The organism is Gammaproteobacteria bacterium (genome assembly GCA_016200485.1).
Classification (GTDB): domain Bacteria; phylum Pseudomonadota; class Gammaproteobacteria; order Tenderiales; family Tenderiaceae; genus JACQEP01.
Map to the genome: position 1 here is coordinate 13,685 of JACQEP010000011.1, position 14,954 is coordinate 28,638.

At 53.1% G+C, this 14,954-nt stretch carries 19 protein-coding genes; all 19 read left to right on the plus strand.

Features of this window, described 5'->3' with window-relative positions; translation table 11 throughout:
• Positions 1–6 precede the first annotated feature (6 nt).
• Positions 7–498, plus strand: coding sequence for a DUF2141 domain-containing protein (locus HY272_07500; GenBank protein ID MBI3772529.1), 492 nt, complete (start codon positions 7–9; stop codon positions 496–498).
• 10 nt (positions 499–508) lie between these two features.
• Positions 509–1,732 (plus strand): ABC transporter permease, encoded by a 1,224-nt coding sequence (locus tag HY272_07505; GenBank protein MBI3772530.1) that lies wholly within the window; start codon positions 509–511, stop codon positions 1,730–1,732.
• A 12-nt stretch (positions 1,733–1,744) separates the two neighbouring features.
• Positions 1,745–2,971, plus strand: coding sequence for an ABC transporter permease (locus tag HY272_07510; GenBank protein ID MBI3772531.1), 1,227 nt, complete (start codon positions 1,745–1,747; stop codon positions 2,969–2,971).
• A gap of 1 nt (position 2,972) precedes the next feature.
• Positions 2,973–3,734 carry an outer membrane lipoprotein-sorting protein gene (locus HY272_07515; GenBank protein MBI3772532.1) on the plus strand — a complete coding sequence of 254 codons (762 nt, stop codon included), beginning with the start codon at positions 2,973–2,975 and terminating at the stop codon, positions 3,732–3,734.
• Positions 3,735–5,066, plus strand: coding sequence for a hypothetical protein (locus tag HY272_07520; protein ID MBI3772533.1), 1,332 nt, complete (start codon positions 3,735–3,737; stop codon positions 5,064–5,066).
• Between the two features lie 13 nt (positions 5,067–5,079).
• Positions 5,080–5,766, plus strand: coding sequence for an ABC transporter ATP-binding protein (locus HY272_07525; protein MBI3772534.1), 687 nt, complete (start codon positions 5,080–5,082; stop codon positions 5,764–5,766).
• 257 nt (positions 5,767–6,023) lie between these two features.
• A complete protein-coding gene (locus HY272_07530) occupies positions 6,024–6,308 on the plus strand; it encodes an SHOCT domain-containing protein (protein ID MBI3772535.1) in 285 nt (94 codons plus the stop codon).
• Between the two features lie 380 nt (positions 6,309–6,688).
• Entirely contained in the window at positions 6,689–7,132 is a 444-nt protein-coding gene (locus HY272_07535; GenBank protein MBI3772536.1) for a hypothetical protein, read from the plus strand.
• Positions 7,133–7,157: 25 nt separating this feature from the next.
• Positions 7,158–8,309 carry a beta-lactamase family protein gene (locus HY272_07540; protein MBI3772537.1) on the plus strand — a complete coding sequence of 384 codons (1,152 nt, stop codon included), beginning with the start codon at positions 7,158–7,160 and terminating at the stop codon, positions 8,307–8,309.
• Positions 8,306–8,695 carry a VOC family protein gene (locus tag HY272_07545; GenBank protein MBI3772538.1) on the plus strand — a complete coding sequence of 130 codons (390 nt, stop codon included), beginning with the start codon at positions 8,306–8,308 and terminating at the stop codon, positions 8,693–8,695. Before HY272_07540 ends, HY272_07545 begins: the two co-directional genes overlap by 4 nt.
• Before the next feature lie 43 nt (positions 8,696–8,738).
• Positions 8,739–9,119 (plus strand): VOC family protein, encoded by a 381-nt coding sequence (locus HY272_07550; GenBank protein ID MBI3772539.1) that lies wholly within the window; start codon positions 8,739–8,741, stop codon positions 9,117–9,119.
• 92 nt (positions 9,120–9,211) lie between these two features.
• The gene (locus HY272_07555) at positions 9,212–10,243 is read left to right on the plus strand and encodes a choloylglycine hydrolase (protein ID MBI3772540.1); all 1,032 of its coding nucleotides are present in this window, start codon (positions 9,212–9,214) and stop codon (positions 10,241–10,243) included.
• 83 nt (positions 10,244–10,326) lie between these two features.
• The gene (locus HY272_07560) at positions 10,327–10,722 is read left to right on the plus strand and encodes a VOC family protein (GenBank protein MBI3772541.1); all 396 of its coding nucleotides are present in this window, start codon (positions 10,327–10,329) and stop codon (positions 10,720–10,722) included.
• A gap of 74 nt (positions 10,723–10,796) precedes the next feature.
• Positions 10,797–11,198, plus strand: a complete 402-nt coding sequence (locus HY272_07565; protein ID MBI3772542.1) for a nuclear transport factor 2 family protein — start codon at positions 10,797–10,799, stop codon at positions 11,196–11,198.
• 27 nt (positions 11,199–11,225) lie between these two features.
• Entirely contained in the window at positions 11,226–11,993 is a 768-nt protein-coding gene (locus tag HY272_07570; GenBank protein ID MBI3772543.1) for a serine hydrolase, read from the plus strand.
• Positions 11,953–12,324 (plus strand): serine hydrolase, encoded by a 372-nt coding sequence (locus HY272_07575; protein ID MBI3772544.1) that lies wholly within the window; start codon positions 11,953–11,955, stop codon positions 12,322–12,324. The genes HY272_07570 and HY272_07575 overlap by 41 nt, the downstream gene beginning before the upstream one ends.
• An 85-nt stretch (positions 12,325–12,409) precedes the next feature.
• Positions 12,410–13,480, plus strand: a complete 1,071-nt coding sequence (locus HY272_07580; protein ID MBI3772545.1) for a hypothetical protein — start codon at positions 12,410–12,412, stop codon at positions 13,478–13,480.
• Between the two features lie 430 nt (positions 13,481–13,910).
• The gene (locus HY272_07585; protein ID MBI3772546.1) at positions 13,911–14,501 is read left to right on the plus strand and encodes a GyrI-like domain-containing protein; all 591 of its coding nucleotides are present in this window, start codon (positions 13,911–13,913) and stop codon (positions 14,499–14,501) included.
• Between the two features lie 204 nt (positions 14,502–14,705).
• Positions 14,706–14,927: a hypothetical protein gene (locus tag HY272_07590; protein ID MBI3772547.1), complete on the plus strand. Its 222-nt coding sequence runs from the start codon at positions 14,706–14,708 to the stop codon at positions 14,925–14,927.
• Positions 14,928–14,954: the final 27 nt, after the last annotated feature.

Sequence of the window (14,954 nt, forward strand, 5' to 3'; positions counted from 1 at the left end):
ATATTCATGGGTATAGCTAATTTCTGGCACGAGGTTCAAAACAAGACTATTATCAATTTTATTAAGGGAACAAGAGCTGTCACGCTTGTATCCTTGATTTTTTCCGGAACTGCCCTTGCTGCCGATTCATCCGGAACGCTTTCTATCCAGGTGCACGGTTTCTCCCATGAACGCGGTCATGCGGTGGCGAATCTCTTCCGTGAGGGGGACGATGTGCTGAAACCAGACAAGGCTTATCGGCGCGAACAAGCAGAAATTCACGATGGCAGCGCCACCATCAACTTTCCAAATCTGGCTTATGGTAAGTATGCCGTTTCCGTATTTCACGATGAAAACGGCAATGGAAAACTGGATCATAACGTTTTCAGGTTCCCTGCCGAGTCGTTCGGTTTTTCCAATAATTTCCACCTCGGTTTGTTTTCCGGATTCCCCAGCTTTGAAAAATTGCAATTTCCATTTTCTGCGGATACCGGCGTCTTGGAGATAACGCTCGAATAAGGAGCTGATCATGCTTTTTCTGGATATTGCCTGGAATAACCTGCGGCGCAACCGGCGGCGCACCCTCTCCACACTCGCGGCAATCGGGGTGGGCGTGAGCATGGTGGTGTTCGTTAATGGCATCACCGCGGGCATTTCCGTGAGCATGTCGGATGCGCTGGTCAACCAGATCGACGGTCATGTGCGAGTCCAGCACCGCGATTACAAGAAATATTTCCTTGCCGAACAGGAAAAGATCCTGATCCGCGATTATCGCGAACTAAAAACAGAAGTCATGAAGAACCCGCATGTGCGCTCAGTCATGCCGCGTGTGATGACGGGCGGGCTGATGGGCAATAACGACAAGAGCACCACGTTCTTTGCATTCGCCTCCGACCTTGCCACGCTGCCCACGGTTCTGTCCGACTACGGCAAGAATTTGGTTACTGGCCAATTATTGTCCGAGAGCGATCCGGACGGCGTGCTGATTGGCCGTGCGCTAGCGAAGAACTTTAAATTAAACATCGGCGATGAATTGGTGCTGTTATCGAAAACCGTGCATGGCGAAAACAGCAACGCACTGGTGCATGTCCGTGGCGTGGTGACCTTCCCGCCGGATGAGGTGCTGGAGCAAAGCCTGGTGTTCACCACTTTGGGCAAGATGATGAAGGACAACCTTCTTGATCTTGGCGACGGCGCGACGCAACTGGTGGTGCGCATAGACGACACGAAAAATGTTCCCACCGTCGAAGCGGAACTCAACCGTTATTTCGAATCGCGTGGCATGCCATGGCGGGTGGTTCCCTGGTACGACAACGAAATCTACAGCCGCATGGTCGGAATGTTCGAGGGTGTCAGCAGGCTGATCTCCATCATCCTGATCCTGATGGTCGGCGTGGTGACAAGCAATGCCTTGCTGATGACGTTCTTCGAGCGCATCCGGGAAATCGGCACGCTGCGCGCTATCGGCATGAATAAACGTGACGTGTACCGCTTGCTCTATACCGAGTCCGCCATCGTCGGCTTCGGCGGGGCGCTGGTTGGATTGGCCTTCGGTGTCGCGCTGGTGTTGCTCGGGCGGTACTTCGGCATTCCGCTGGGCGGCATCGTCAACCAGGTGGTGCATCCGATACTGAACGCCACCAGCCTGGCAGTGTCGGTGGCGGCGCCCATCATCTGCATCCTCATCGCGGCCGTCGCACCGATACACGCCGCAACCCGGATAAGCGTCATCGAATCGTTGAATTACCGCTGAATGGGGGAAGACATGATGCTCTTTAGCCTGGCTTACAAAAACCTGTGGCGTAACCTGCGCCGGACGATGCTGACCGAATTTTCCATCGTGTTCGGCGTGCTGGTGATTATCGGTTCGGGAAACTTCATCAACGGCATGCAACGCGATTGGGCCAAATTTGAAATCAATTCCAATACCGGCGCATTCCAGGTCGAGCATAGGGATTATCAGGAGATGGGCAAATCCGAACCGTTGAAGGTGACGCTGGAAAACAGCGCCGCGCTGGTGGAGAGAATCTCAAAAATGCCGGGTGTGCGTGCGGCCTACGGAAAACTGAATTTTTCCGGCATGGTGAGCAGTGGCGTCAAGAGCACCTTCTTCGACGGCAGGGCTGTGGACGTTGCGCGGCAGCGGCAAACCCTGAGCCAGCAGCAGGACCTGATCGTCGCCGGAAAACAACTCGGCGATACGAGCGGTGGAGTCATCCTGGGCGCTGACCTGGCGGACATGCTGGGCATCAAGATCGGCGATCCGGTCACGATCGTGGTGCAGACTTTGCATGGCGGCCTCAACCTGACCTATGCCACGCTGGTGGGCACCAAGAACGGACGGCATTTCCCCTCCACGATATATCTGGAAATGCCGCTGGACGATGCGCAGAAGTTGCTCAGGGTGCATGACCGCGTGTCGCAGGTGGTGGTGGGCGCAGAAGATTTCGACGGCATTCCCGCCTTGATGCAACGGGTCGAGGCTGAACTGCGCAACGAACAGGTGTTGTTTTCGCTGCGCGGCTATCAGGTGCTGATTCCGGTCTATCCTCGGGCGATCCCATCGTTCAAGTTCATTTCCATCGTCGTCGGCATCGTGCTGTTTATCCTGGTCGGCGGCGGCATCGGCAACGTGATGGCGATGGCAGTGCTGGAGCGGAAAAAAGAAATTGGCACGCTGCGCGCGCTGGGAATGGAAAAAAACCAGGTGCGGCGCCTGTTCCTGACCGAGGGGTTCATCATCGGCGTTATCGGCGCATTGGCCGGCCTGCTGCTTGCCAGCGCGTTGACGCAGTTCATCGCCACCCACGGCGGCATTCATCTGCCGCCGCCACCGGGCACTCACCAAATTCTGGTCATCATCCCGCAAATGGATACGTTTACCAGCATGCTGGGCGTGGCCATGCCGATACTGGTGAGCGTGCTGGGTGCATGGTGGCCCGCAGCGACCTCGGCGAATCTGAATCCCATCGAAGCATTGACGGAGGCCTGACATGAAGACCATACGACTTGAAAAATTTGGAGCCATGCTGCTTGCCGGTGCTCTCCTGATTCTGGCGCCACTCAGCAGCTATGCCGAGCCCAACGCCTTACAAATACTAGACCGTGCGGACGACAAGTGGGACCTCAACCTCAAGAACAGCACGACCGAGCTGGAACTGCTGGTCTATCGCGAGAACGAACTGCGCAAGACTTACCGCATGAACCTGAAATATCAGGACACCGACCATGTGCTGGCGGAAACGACCTATCCGCCGCGCAACGAGGGCGAAAAAATGTTGCAGGCGGGGCGCAGGAATTACTGGCTGTTCCTGCCGAACATCAACCGTGCGGTGCGCATATCGGAATCCAACAGCCTCTCCAATAGCGATTTTTCCAACACCGATCTGCTGTCTCCACGCTTGAGCATTGAATATGTGCCGACGCTGATCGGCACGGAAAAGCTGGGCGATGTGGAAACCTACAAGCTCGAATTGCTGGCGAAAGACGAGAGCACTCCGTATGCCAAAATTATCTACTGGGTGCGCAAGTCCGACTTCTTCCCGCTGCGGCGTGATTACTATACATTTTCACAACAGCTGCTGAAACGCCTGGACATGAAGGCATCGTCGCCGAAGGTGAGCGGGCCGGACACCTTTGTCATGAGCAGCGTACTGGAGCGCGACAAGAAGACCGTGATCCGCTACCTCAAGCAAACACCCGGGCCGGGTTTTCCGCCGGAAACTTTCCGCGAAAGCTCGCTGATGAAGCGCTGAGTGAGCAGACAAGTGAAAACTTCTACTCATATCGTGATGACAATGGGCGTACTTACCGCGCTGCTCGCGGCGAACGTCCGGGCGGAACCCGTGCCTGATGCACCAGACCCGTTTGGGGGCGATGATCCATTCTCAGTGCTCGGCACCAAAGACAACAAACCAACGCCGGATGAGCCGCAGCGCGCCGCACGCATCAAGATGGAAGGCTCGGTGTTTCTCAAGAGTGTCTATAACGACCTGAACCAGGACTCGCGTATCAACCCCGGAAATCGCGTCATGCAGCTGGACAGGCAGCGCCAGATTTTTGAAACACGGCTGACCCTGAGCCAGCACCTTGATGAGGCACAGAAATGGCGTTGGCTATTTAAGGGATTCGCCTCCAACGCAAGCTACATCGATCAGTACGGCATGTCGAACCAAGGGGGGCGTGTAGACGAGTTATTCGTGGACTGGAAAGGCGAAGGCTGGTTCGCCAACCTGGGCAAGCGCCGCATTGTGTGGGGGCACGCGCAAGGGTTCAACCCGGTCAATGTGGTGGTGCCGCCGCGCGACCCCACCAACCCGAGCCGCGAAACCGAGGGCCAACCGATGCTGTGGGTGAATCGCACCCGCGGCGCTCAAGCGCTGGACGTGATCGCCACGCGCAACTATGACCGCAACTACGCCAGCGACCAGAATCGCATGGGTATCAAGTTGAGCCATGCCGCCGCAAAAAGCGACTACGCGCTCTATTACTTCGATGGCGCACGGTACCGTGACGGACGTGCTTACGAACGGATGCTGGGCGGCTCTTTCTCAGCGGACGTGTATCCGGGGGTCACCGTTTACATGGAAGCGGCACACTTCGCCGACAACTACCGCAACTATTACGACACCTCCGGCGCAAGCACCGTAAAAAACAATGTTTACTGGCAAACCGTCGCGGGATCCACGCTCAACCTTGGCGGCAAGCGCAGTATCGGCGTCGAATATTACCGCAACGACCAAGGCTATTCCAAAGCGGAACGCCTGAACTATTTTCAGGCTGCCGACTTGCAGCCCCCAGGAAGCTTGGCTACCGGGATTGCGCGTGATTACAAGGTGACCTGGATGAACCGCGATTATCTGCTGATGCGTTACCAGGATGAGTGGCGCGAGCGCTACACCCTGGATGTAAGCGCGCTCGTGGCAAGAGACCGCTCGCATTTGCTGCGTGCGCAGGGAAACTACGCAATCACCGATTATTTCGAACTGCGGATCGTGCTGCTGCGCAATCAAGGTACACGCGATACCGAATTTGGTAACAACACTGTGTCCAACGCGCTGGAACTCTGGCTGGGCGCCAACTTTTAATGGAGGTTAAGACATGAGCATCAGACTAAAATCAGTGAGCAAAACCTACAAGCTCGGCAAGACCACCGTGCATGCGCTGCGCGATGCCTCGCTCGAAATCGAACAGGGTGAATTCGTCGCGCTGGTCGGACCCTCAGGCAGCGGCAAATCGACCCTGCTGCAATTGATGGGGGCACTCGATCAGCCCAGCTCTGGCGAAGTATGGATAGATGATCAGCCCGTAAACCAACTGAGCGATCACGCACTCGCGAAAATCCGCCGCGACCGGATCGGCTTCATTTTTCAGTCCTTCAATCTCATCCCCGTGCTGAGTGTTTTCGGCAACGTCGAACTGCCGCTGGTGTTGCAAAAGATTCCCAAGCAGGAACGTCATGACAGGGTCTACGCGATGCTGGAGCGTGTTGGGTTGTCCGACCGCGCCGAACACAAAACCGAGGAGCTGAGCGGCGGCCAGCGCCAGCGCGTAGCCATAGCAAGGGCACTGGTCACCAACCCGAGCATTGTGCTATCCGATGAGCCCACTGCCAATCTGGACTCGAAGACCGGCGAAGAAATTCTTGGCCTCATGCAGCGCTTGAATCAAGAACAACACGTCACCCTCCTCTTCGCCACGCATGACCCCAAGATAGTCAAACATGCAAAGCGGGTGGTCAGCATTCTGGATGGGCGTATCAATGAGGATCAGCGAGTGGCTGCTTAACAAGCTTGGCGATTTCGTTAATATTTTGTTTACGTGCGGCGTAGTGATGCCGCGTGGGGCCGGTGTTGCGCTACCCATAGACGCAGGACGGCAATGATCAACTATCGAGAAAGGACATCATCATGAAAACGAAATGCTCGGCATACCTGACTTTTACCCTCTTCGCTCTGTTTCACCCATTGCTGGCATTTGCGCAGCAGACGCCGCAGCCGGCTGAACCGCAGCAGCCCCCCTGGGATTGGCCGGGTCATTGGCACATGTGGCACGGCGGCTGGGAATTCTGGTGGATATTCCCGCTGTTCATGTTGTTCATGATCATCATCTGTGTCGCCATTTTCTTTCTCGGTCACAGATCGGGCGGCGGACATCGTCATTGGGGGCCGTGTCAGATGATGGATCAAGCGTCTAGGCCGGGCCGCTCATGGGGTGATCCGACGTATTCCGCGCTGCAGATACTGAACGAGCGGTTCGCAAAGGGCGAGATACAGAAGCAAGAGTACGAGGAGAAAAAGGCCGCCATCCTTTCGAGTGGGCAGCGCTAGCGATTTCAAACAACGAAGTATCAATTCGGGGAGGAACATCGAATGAATCAAAGTCCAAACACCAAGAAACTCTATTTTTGCCCCATGTATCCTGACGTTCATCAACCGAACTCCGGGAAGTGCCAAAAATGCGGCATGCTTAGACACATGATCAAGAACCCTCTGATGGTCATCATAATGATGTTGGTTATGGTCGCGATCATGGCTATGATTATGATGATGCGCCAATAGAGCGTCTCGAACAGCACTACTCGAAACAAAGCAGGAGATTCAAGTTTTTGACACCTCGAAAACGCCGAACCCTTCGATCCAGTGGACAGCCAAAAAGCTGCATTTTTGACTGCCATTAGTTAAACCGTGACTAACTACAGGAGGAAAAAATGACGAAGAATAGCGCACTGAAAATCCTGCTTGGAGGCCTCGTTGGCGGCTTCATCGGCAACGGAGTATTGGGTGCATTATTTTCCAGCCCGCCGATCCAGTCGATACTTTACAACCCGGCATGGCAAAGCCACCTTTTTATAGAGATTACCCCGAAACGTAACATCCCGGTCTCGGTTGCGGGTCTTGTCATATTGAGCATCATTCATGCCTGGCTTTTCAGCGTACTCATGCCATCGTTACCTGGTCAAACCTGGCTGAAAAAAGGGCTGTTCTGGGGGCTAACGATTTGGGCTATGTACTGGTTGTTTCAGGAGTGGTTTATCTACAACACCTTGCTGGGCGAGCCGCTCCTGCTGAATGTTCTTGAGCTGATTATTCTGCTGTCGGGCTCGCTGGTTGAAGGAGTGGTTATTGCTTTCTTTCTGGCGCGCAAACCTTAGCTCAATGCAACGCGTGAATTGCCCAATGGTCACGAGTGATTTCAAAAACGCATTATCGATCTCCCTGTTTTTGCTTCAGGGAAATGCAGCGTATGCCCAAAAAATAGTATCGCTGAATAACCAAAAGGTCGTATCTGCTCAAATTGAAAAACACCTTCAGCCGGAAAATCCCGGCATTCAGTACATCGTGGTAAATGCCCAAAGTATGGTTTACGAATACTCTGGTGGTTTGGCTGATATCAAGCACCATGTCCCGGTAGATCGGAATACCACGATGGCGGCTTTTTCCATGACCAAGCCGCTCACTGCCATCGCGATACTGCAATTGGTTGAAGCTGACAAGATTCGGCTTGATGATAGGGCGAGCAGCTATGTCTATCATCCATACGACCCAAGCATCACGATCAAACAGCTGCTCAACCACACATCTGGGATTTCAAACCCATTGCCTCTAAGGTGGGTTCATACACCGGAGAAGCATGTGAGTTTCGATGAGAATGCGGCGCTGAAAAAAATTCTTGCAAAGAATCCGAACCAGAAATTTCGCCCTGGCGAGAAGTATTTATATTCCAACATTGCTTACTGGCTATTAGGAAAGATTATTGAGAAAGTAGCGAAGCAAATATATCCAGAATACGTCAACCAGTACATCCTCACCCCCTTGATGATAAAACCCGAGGAGTTGAGTTTTACCATTGTTCGCCCAGAAAATCACGCGCACGGCTACCTGAAAAAATACTCCTTGATGAATTTAGTCAAAGGTTTTCTGCTGAATAACGATGTGTTGGGGGAGTACGAAGGCGACTGGCTGTGCATCAATGATGTCTACCTCGATGGCCCATCCTTTGGCGGTGCGATTGGTTCCGCATCGGCCTTCAGTCGAATTCTGCAAGACCTGCTAGGCGAACATTCCGTGCTGATATCCGACACGACTAGAGATTTATTATTTCAGCAGACACAAAATAACTCTAATAAAAATATCGAAATGACGCTAGGCTGGCATATTGGCGATCTGGCAGGGATCAGGTATTTCTTCAAAGAGGGGGGCGGTGCCGGATTTCACAGTGAGATGAGAATATATCCGGCCAAAGGGGTTGCTACTGTTGTGATGGTCAATCAGACCACTTTTGATACAAAAAAGTTTTTAAGCGATCTGGATGCAATGTTCCTGATATGACTGAACATGGAAAATTCTTCTGGAACCAACTCGTAACTACGGATCAAAAGAACTGTGGAGACTTCTACTGTGGGTTGCTCGGTTGGAACCGTCGCGAAATAGATGCCGGCCCCTTCGGCCCTTACACAATTTTCAGTTGCGGGGGCACTGATGTAGGGGGAATGATGAATCCCACAACCGACTATTCACGGTCTCGTCCATCTTGGTGGCAAGCGTTCATTGCTGTCGCCGATGTTGATGCTTGCGCCGCTCACGTCAGCGAACTCGGTGGCACCATCATTGAACCACCACATGATGTTCCCGGCGTTGGCCGAGCGTGTATGGTCGCTGACCCAACGGGTGCTGTAATTCAGCTTATTACTCCGGCATCTTCAAATTTGTTGTAGCAGGAAATGCTGGTCTTGTAGTGTAACTATGGAGGGCGCAAATATGAAACCTGCTTACTTCGATCTTACAGTACACGATGTCGGTCAAGCACGAAAGTTCTTCGAAGCGGTCTTCGGCTGGCAGTTCGAGCGCTTCCCGATGCCCTACGAGTATTACCGGATACAGGCGGGGCCTGCGGGTGAACCGGGAATTGATGGGGGAATCGGAGCGTTGAAAGACGCGCCAATCGCGGGCGGTACGCCTGTGACTCAGCTTACCGTGCCGGTCGCCAATCTCGATGAGGCCATCGCGAAGGTGCAGGCCAGCGGCGGGCGTGTGATCGAACCCAAGATGCCGATTCCCGGCATCGGCTGGTATGCCACCTGTGCGGAGCCCGGCGGTCTTCGTTTCGGGATCATCCAGGCCGATCCGACGGCCAAGTGAATGAGGTTCGATGCCCAACAATTTATTCCAGCGGATGTTGGGCGGCATGATCCGCTTCTTGCTAAAGCGTCACGTATACGGAGGTATAACCTATGCATCAGCCAAATCTTGAGGGAACGCACTATGAAATGGGCCAATACTATGGTGCCCTACTATACGAGCGGGGTTTTCGTATTACGCAGCTGCCCCGCATAAAAACCGATGCAAAGGTAATTGCTGAATCCCAGCGCGCAGTCAAATCGGCCTTCCCCGAAATTCTGGAAGAGATTCGGGGTTTTGCTGATGGATGCAAGGCATCCTATGATCAAGTGGTGGGTTTCATTTTAAGCATCGGCGTGACCAATAGTGCGCCTAAGTGTAGTTGCTTTGCAGTCAAGAGTGGAATGACAACCTACTTTGCGAGAAACCATGACTACCTCAAAGCACTCAAGCGCCATATTGAAAGCAGCCTGATTGTGCCAAAGGGTTACAACGCATTCATAGGCCAGTCGGATGTCTTTATTGGCCGTGAGGATGGCATTAACGAGAAAGGCTTGGCTATAGGTGCCACCTTTGTTGGAGGCAAAGTTTCGGAACCTGGAATCAATTTCATTCTGGCGGTGCGGTGTATTCTTGAGAAATGCGGCTCCGTCAGCGATGGCGTCAATGTGCTGAGTAGTATGAAATTCTCGACGTCGCAGAACTTCGTTTTAGCAGATCAATCCGGCAATATGGCGGTCGTAGAGGCTGGTCCCGAGAAGATCGCTGTGAGATACCCGGAACCAGGCAATTCTTACATCATTGCCACGAATAACTTTCGGGATCCAGAGATGCTCCCCTTTGAGAAAGAGGACGATAGAAACTGGTATCAATCGCTGACGCGGTACGATTCAATACTAGGAGCTTTACAATCTCCACCCAGTGCCGTTGATATGGACTATTGCGAGAAAATCCTTTCCGGAGAGCACGGCTTCGTGTGTCAGTACAAGTGGTGGGGGCGTTTTAATACCCTGTGGTCGGTCGTTGCTGACTTGCGCACACTCGCAATCTGTAGGGCAGATGGAAATCCAAGCAGGACGAAGTATCAGGATGATCGACGTCTCGCCTCATTGGTTGCTCACAAAGGGATGGGGACAACGCATTAGCCACATAACCCTGCGTTCGAGAGGGGTGCCGCAAAAACGCGGCGCCCCCAACGTAAAATTTTAGATTTCACAGGAGGCATGTCATGCTTACAAAAGCGATATCAGCTTGTATAACTACGGACAAGGTTGTCGAGTCCCGTGATTTCTACGTCGGATACTTCGGGGCCAATGTCACATTCGATTGCGGATGGTATGTGAACCTCCGGTTCGGCAAGGAATCCTCAACTCTGCAATTCATGTCCCCACAACCTGGCCAACCGCTCTGCAATCCCGCTGGCCTCACGTACAACTTTTCCGTTGCCGATGTTGATGCCGAGCACAACCGGCTAATTGCCGCTGGCCTGCAACCGGTCATGCCGCTTGAAGATCATCCGTGGGGTGATCGTGGTTTCGCTATTCAAGACCCCAATGGCGTAGTGCTCTACATTTTCTCCGAGCGTGAACCAAGTGCAGAATTCAAGCAGTACTTCAAAGCCTGACTCTGCGGTCAGCGGGCGCAAAAGCGCGTCGCCCCTTGGCTGCCTAACCATAATTTCACATAAGGAATTTTTTTATGACTATCAAATTTGACGATTCGGTAAAGCAGGAAATCTGGGCAACTGTTCGTGCAATGAATGACGCATGGACAAAAGGCAATCCCGACGACCTCGCACATTTTTTTCATCGAGACATGGTTGCCATTACGGCTACCGACCGTAATCGTCTCGATGGTGGTGCCGCCTGCATTGCTGGCTGGAAAAACTTTGCCAGTGCCGCACACATTCACCGCTGGGAAGAAATTGATCCGGTAATCCATGTCTATGGCAACTCGGCAGTGGTTGCCTACAATTTTGATATGTCCTTTGATATGGGCGGACAGACAATCAACATGGGAGGCCGAGACATGTTTTTCTTCGTCAAAGAAAACGGCAGGTGGTGGGCTGTTGCAGACCAGTTCTCTCCGTACCCGGCCTAACACGGCAATGTTGCCTGGGAAGGAGAGATGGGTACTCGACGGATAAAACAATATAGCGCGGTCTTTTTTTCCCTGGTAGCCGCAGTAGTGATATGGTGGATCGTAGCGGCCGGGCCGATGACGGTCTACCGGACAGTCGTTTACAACCTTTCCGGCACCGATGACTACCGTATCTTTCCCCAGCGCCGCCTGACAGCCGCACCGCTGCCATTTCGATTCCGTGAAGGCGGGCATGAGGGGAATACTCCTCTGCGGGTCAACTTTGGTAACCGTCATGATGTTCCGCTTTCGGAACTGCTGCCCGCGACCGGGACTGTCGCCTTTCTGATAGTGAAGAACGATGCGATCGTACTCGAGAAGTACCTTGAAGGTTTTGATCGCACCACGCCATCCTTGTCGTTCTCCATGACGAAATCGTTCCTGTCTATTTTGGTGGGTTGCGCCATTGCTGACGGTTACCTGAAATCGGTTGACCAGCCAGTGACGGATTTTGTCCCGGAACTAAGGGAGAAGGGATTCGCCTCAGTCACGCTGAGGCACCTTCTGCAAATGACTTCCGGCATTGACTACGCGGAAAACGATTTTCCTTTAGGGTTGCACGTCCGCTTCTATTACACGGATCGACTCGAACAGGAAATATTGAACCTCGGATTACGGGAACAGCCGGGCACCCGGTTTATTTACAAGTCGGGCGATGCCTATTTGCTGACGCTCGCGCTTAAACGCGCTGGACGGAAAAAGCATCACCGCATATATGCAGGAGCGTCTCTGGCAACCGTTGGGGATGGAGTATGACGGTATCTGGAGCATAGACCATGCACCGGACGGACTGGAAAAAACCGGATGTTGTTTGGCTGCCACCGCGCGGGATTTTGCCAAATTTGGCCGCCTTTATTTGAACAAGGGCCAGTGGAACGGGCAGCGCATCGTTCCTGATGCTTGGGTGATGAAATCTTCCCGGATCGATACGAGCGCCGGCAGCGCCTGGAATTACCAGCACCTATGGTGGCTGGTCGCCGAGGATCGTCCCGACTTTATGGCAAATGGCCACCTCGGACAGTTTCTGTACATCAACCCTTCCGCCGGTGTAATCATCGTTCGCCTTGGCCAAAGCATGGGGGCTTGAGCCGGGATGAATGGACGCAGGTCTTCATGTCGCTGTCGGATGGTATCCAATGACGCTCAGGAAGAGAAGCATGAGAGGTGAACTTATGATGACAAGTGACCGATCTCTGTGCCGGGTGATGTTGCCAATCCGGGTGGGCATCGATCGCATGGAGAGGCTCCTCGTCGCCAGCTTCAAAGGCGATCCTGAATTCGAAGGATTCGAGCCGCAAGTATTCGATGATGCCGTCAACGGCAAGGGTATGAGGGTGCTGCGCTATAGAAAGGACGGGAGAGTCGACGTCTACTGGCAGCCGGGTGTCCATGTCGACAGGAGCACCTTCGTCGTCGGCACCGGCATCGGCGACTTTGCAGAAGTGACCATCGAGCCGGCGCGCTTTGAAATCACCGAGCGCGGCGTGGATCTCCACATGGCATTCACCGATGCGCGGGGCCACCAGATCGAGCTCCGCATCCGCGAGGACGCGCCCGGGAAGCGTGGTTTTCCGTTGCTGGCTCCTGTAGGTGCCGACATCGAGAAGCCGCTCCAGCTTTTCCTTGTCTACATGCCCGACATCGACCTCGTCCGCCGCGCAGGATCTCTGGTCGAGGCGCGTATCGGTGATCGCGCGCTACATCCGGCAACTTTGCCCATACTCTTGCACGGGCGGCGCGTCTGGTTCATACGCTACGTCGCAAGGCCCGTCATCGGCACGCTGAACCCTCCCATGAGCCGGCCCTGGGTCGTGGAGTTACCCGTGCCGGGGAGTGCTGAAGTCGACGAGATGTCGATCGTCGCGGACGCAGAGGGAAACGTCACCCGGATCGGCGCCGGGCAAGAGCCCCGTCAAGTCGAAGTCGATTTTCTGCCCAGCTTCCCGAACCTGCTTGACCTTCCCGCTGGTGGCTCCGCCTCCGGGCGGTGGTCGATACGGATCGCGGGAATACCCATCACGGCTGGCTCATACCATGTGTCACGCGAGGGTGACCGCGTCGCTGTCGAGCTTGATGTCACCGAGCACTGGAAGCCGTCCGATCTGCCTCTGAGCATGGAGATTTTTACACGTGTGGTACGCACGTTTCGCACTTGGCCGACCACCTACCGATGGAGAGGTGTCATCGAACTTGGCGCGGCGCCAACTATGTCCGGGGTGTGGGAGCGCGCAGGAAAACGATGACGGAAGAAATCACGATGCCAGATTCGGCTCGTTCACATAAAAATCACTTAACCTTGACTGGAAGGCACTTCGCCGCAGCTAAAGCCTAGCACTGGACACAAAGGTGGCGACATGGGATAGCAAGCTCAAAAAGTTAGTACATGGCAACTTAGCCCAGTTGACTTCCTCGATATGGGAGCCACCCATGAGCAACTTGCATGTTGCTTGAATGTCAGGTTGCCAAGGTGTATTTTGAACTCTGGCACTTACCGCAATCCGTAGCGATAAACGGCCAAAGTACTCCTTTCAGTGATATTGATGTGAAACATCGCAAATATCATCTACCTTGCCCCGCCACAATACTTTGTGCTCACTGGCAAGTTTATTCAAAATCGTAAACAAGGCGCGTCCAGCCAGCCAGAGCGATATACCAATCACATAGGAGGCAAAAATGAAAATTTTCAAAGTAACCGTAATTGTTATTTCTGTCGTTTTCATAACATTGTTATTGGTTCTTTCTCGATATGGTTTATTTGCTTCGGTGAGCGTCTCGGAGAAAGTTGTCGGACCATATTTGCTGATCTACAAGAAGCATATCGGGGACTACAAGAATGTCGGAACTGTCATAAATGAACTGTGTAGCGATCTGAAGAACAACTATTCGCTGGCGCCAACCAAAGGTTTCGGCCTTTATTATGATGATCCGCGACAAGTGGACAAGGCCCAACTAAGGAGCATAGTTGGCTGTGTCGTTGAAGGTAAAACTCGCGAGGAGTTGAGCAAAGTCAGCAGCAAATATGGCGTCAGGGAATACCCGTCATCGAATAGCGTGGTAGCTGAATTTCCCTACAAGGGGATGATATCGATCTTCATTGGGATAATGAAAGTCTATCCGGCGCTGGGCGCCTATATTAAAGAACACCGATACAACCAGACGCCAATAATGGAGCTTTACGATATGCAAAATGAAAGAATTGAATATATTTCTTCGATGAATCTGCCTAAAGAGATATTTGATGAATTTTTGAAATCGAAAGAGTAAGAATAAGGTAACAAGGCGTTGCACTCGATGATAACGCCGCCAGGCTGGGCTTTGCGGCGTAGGGGCGATTCATGAATCGCCCCTACTACAATCTTTCGCAGCAAGCTGCGGGGAATTACACCCGCAGAGATTAACGTTAGCCAACACATATGAAGTAGCGGCTGGACTGCAAGTTCTAGGTTTATTTTTTATAGGTGTGTGCCAATGGAAATAGTATTATTCAATATTGTTTTAGTATCAGCCATCATCTACATCGTGCCGTTCTTGGTATATGGCCTTGCCAGCGTTGTAACTGACTTGAAGACGCCAGAAGGCGTATCACCATCACGGTTCCTGATTAGCGTGCTGATTTGCAAAGTGGGAACGGCTATTGCCGGAAGAGCCGCTGCCGTATTGGCGCGGCCGCATCACCAAACTCAGTTATGAGTTCGCGCAATGACGAAGACCGCTCGA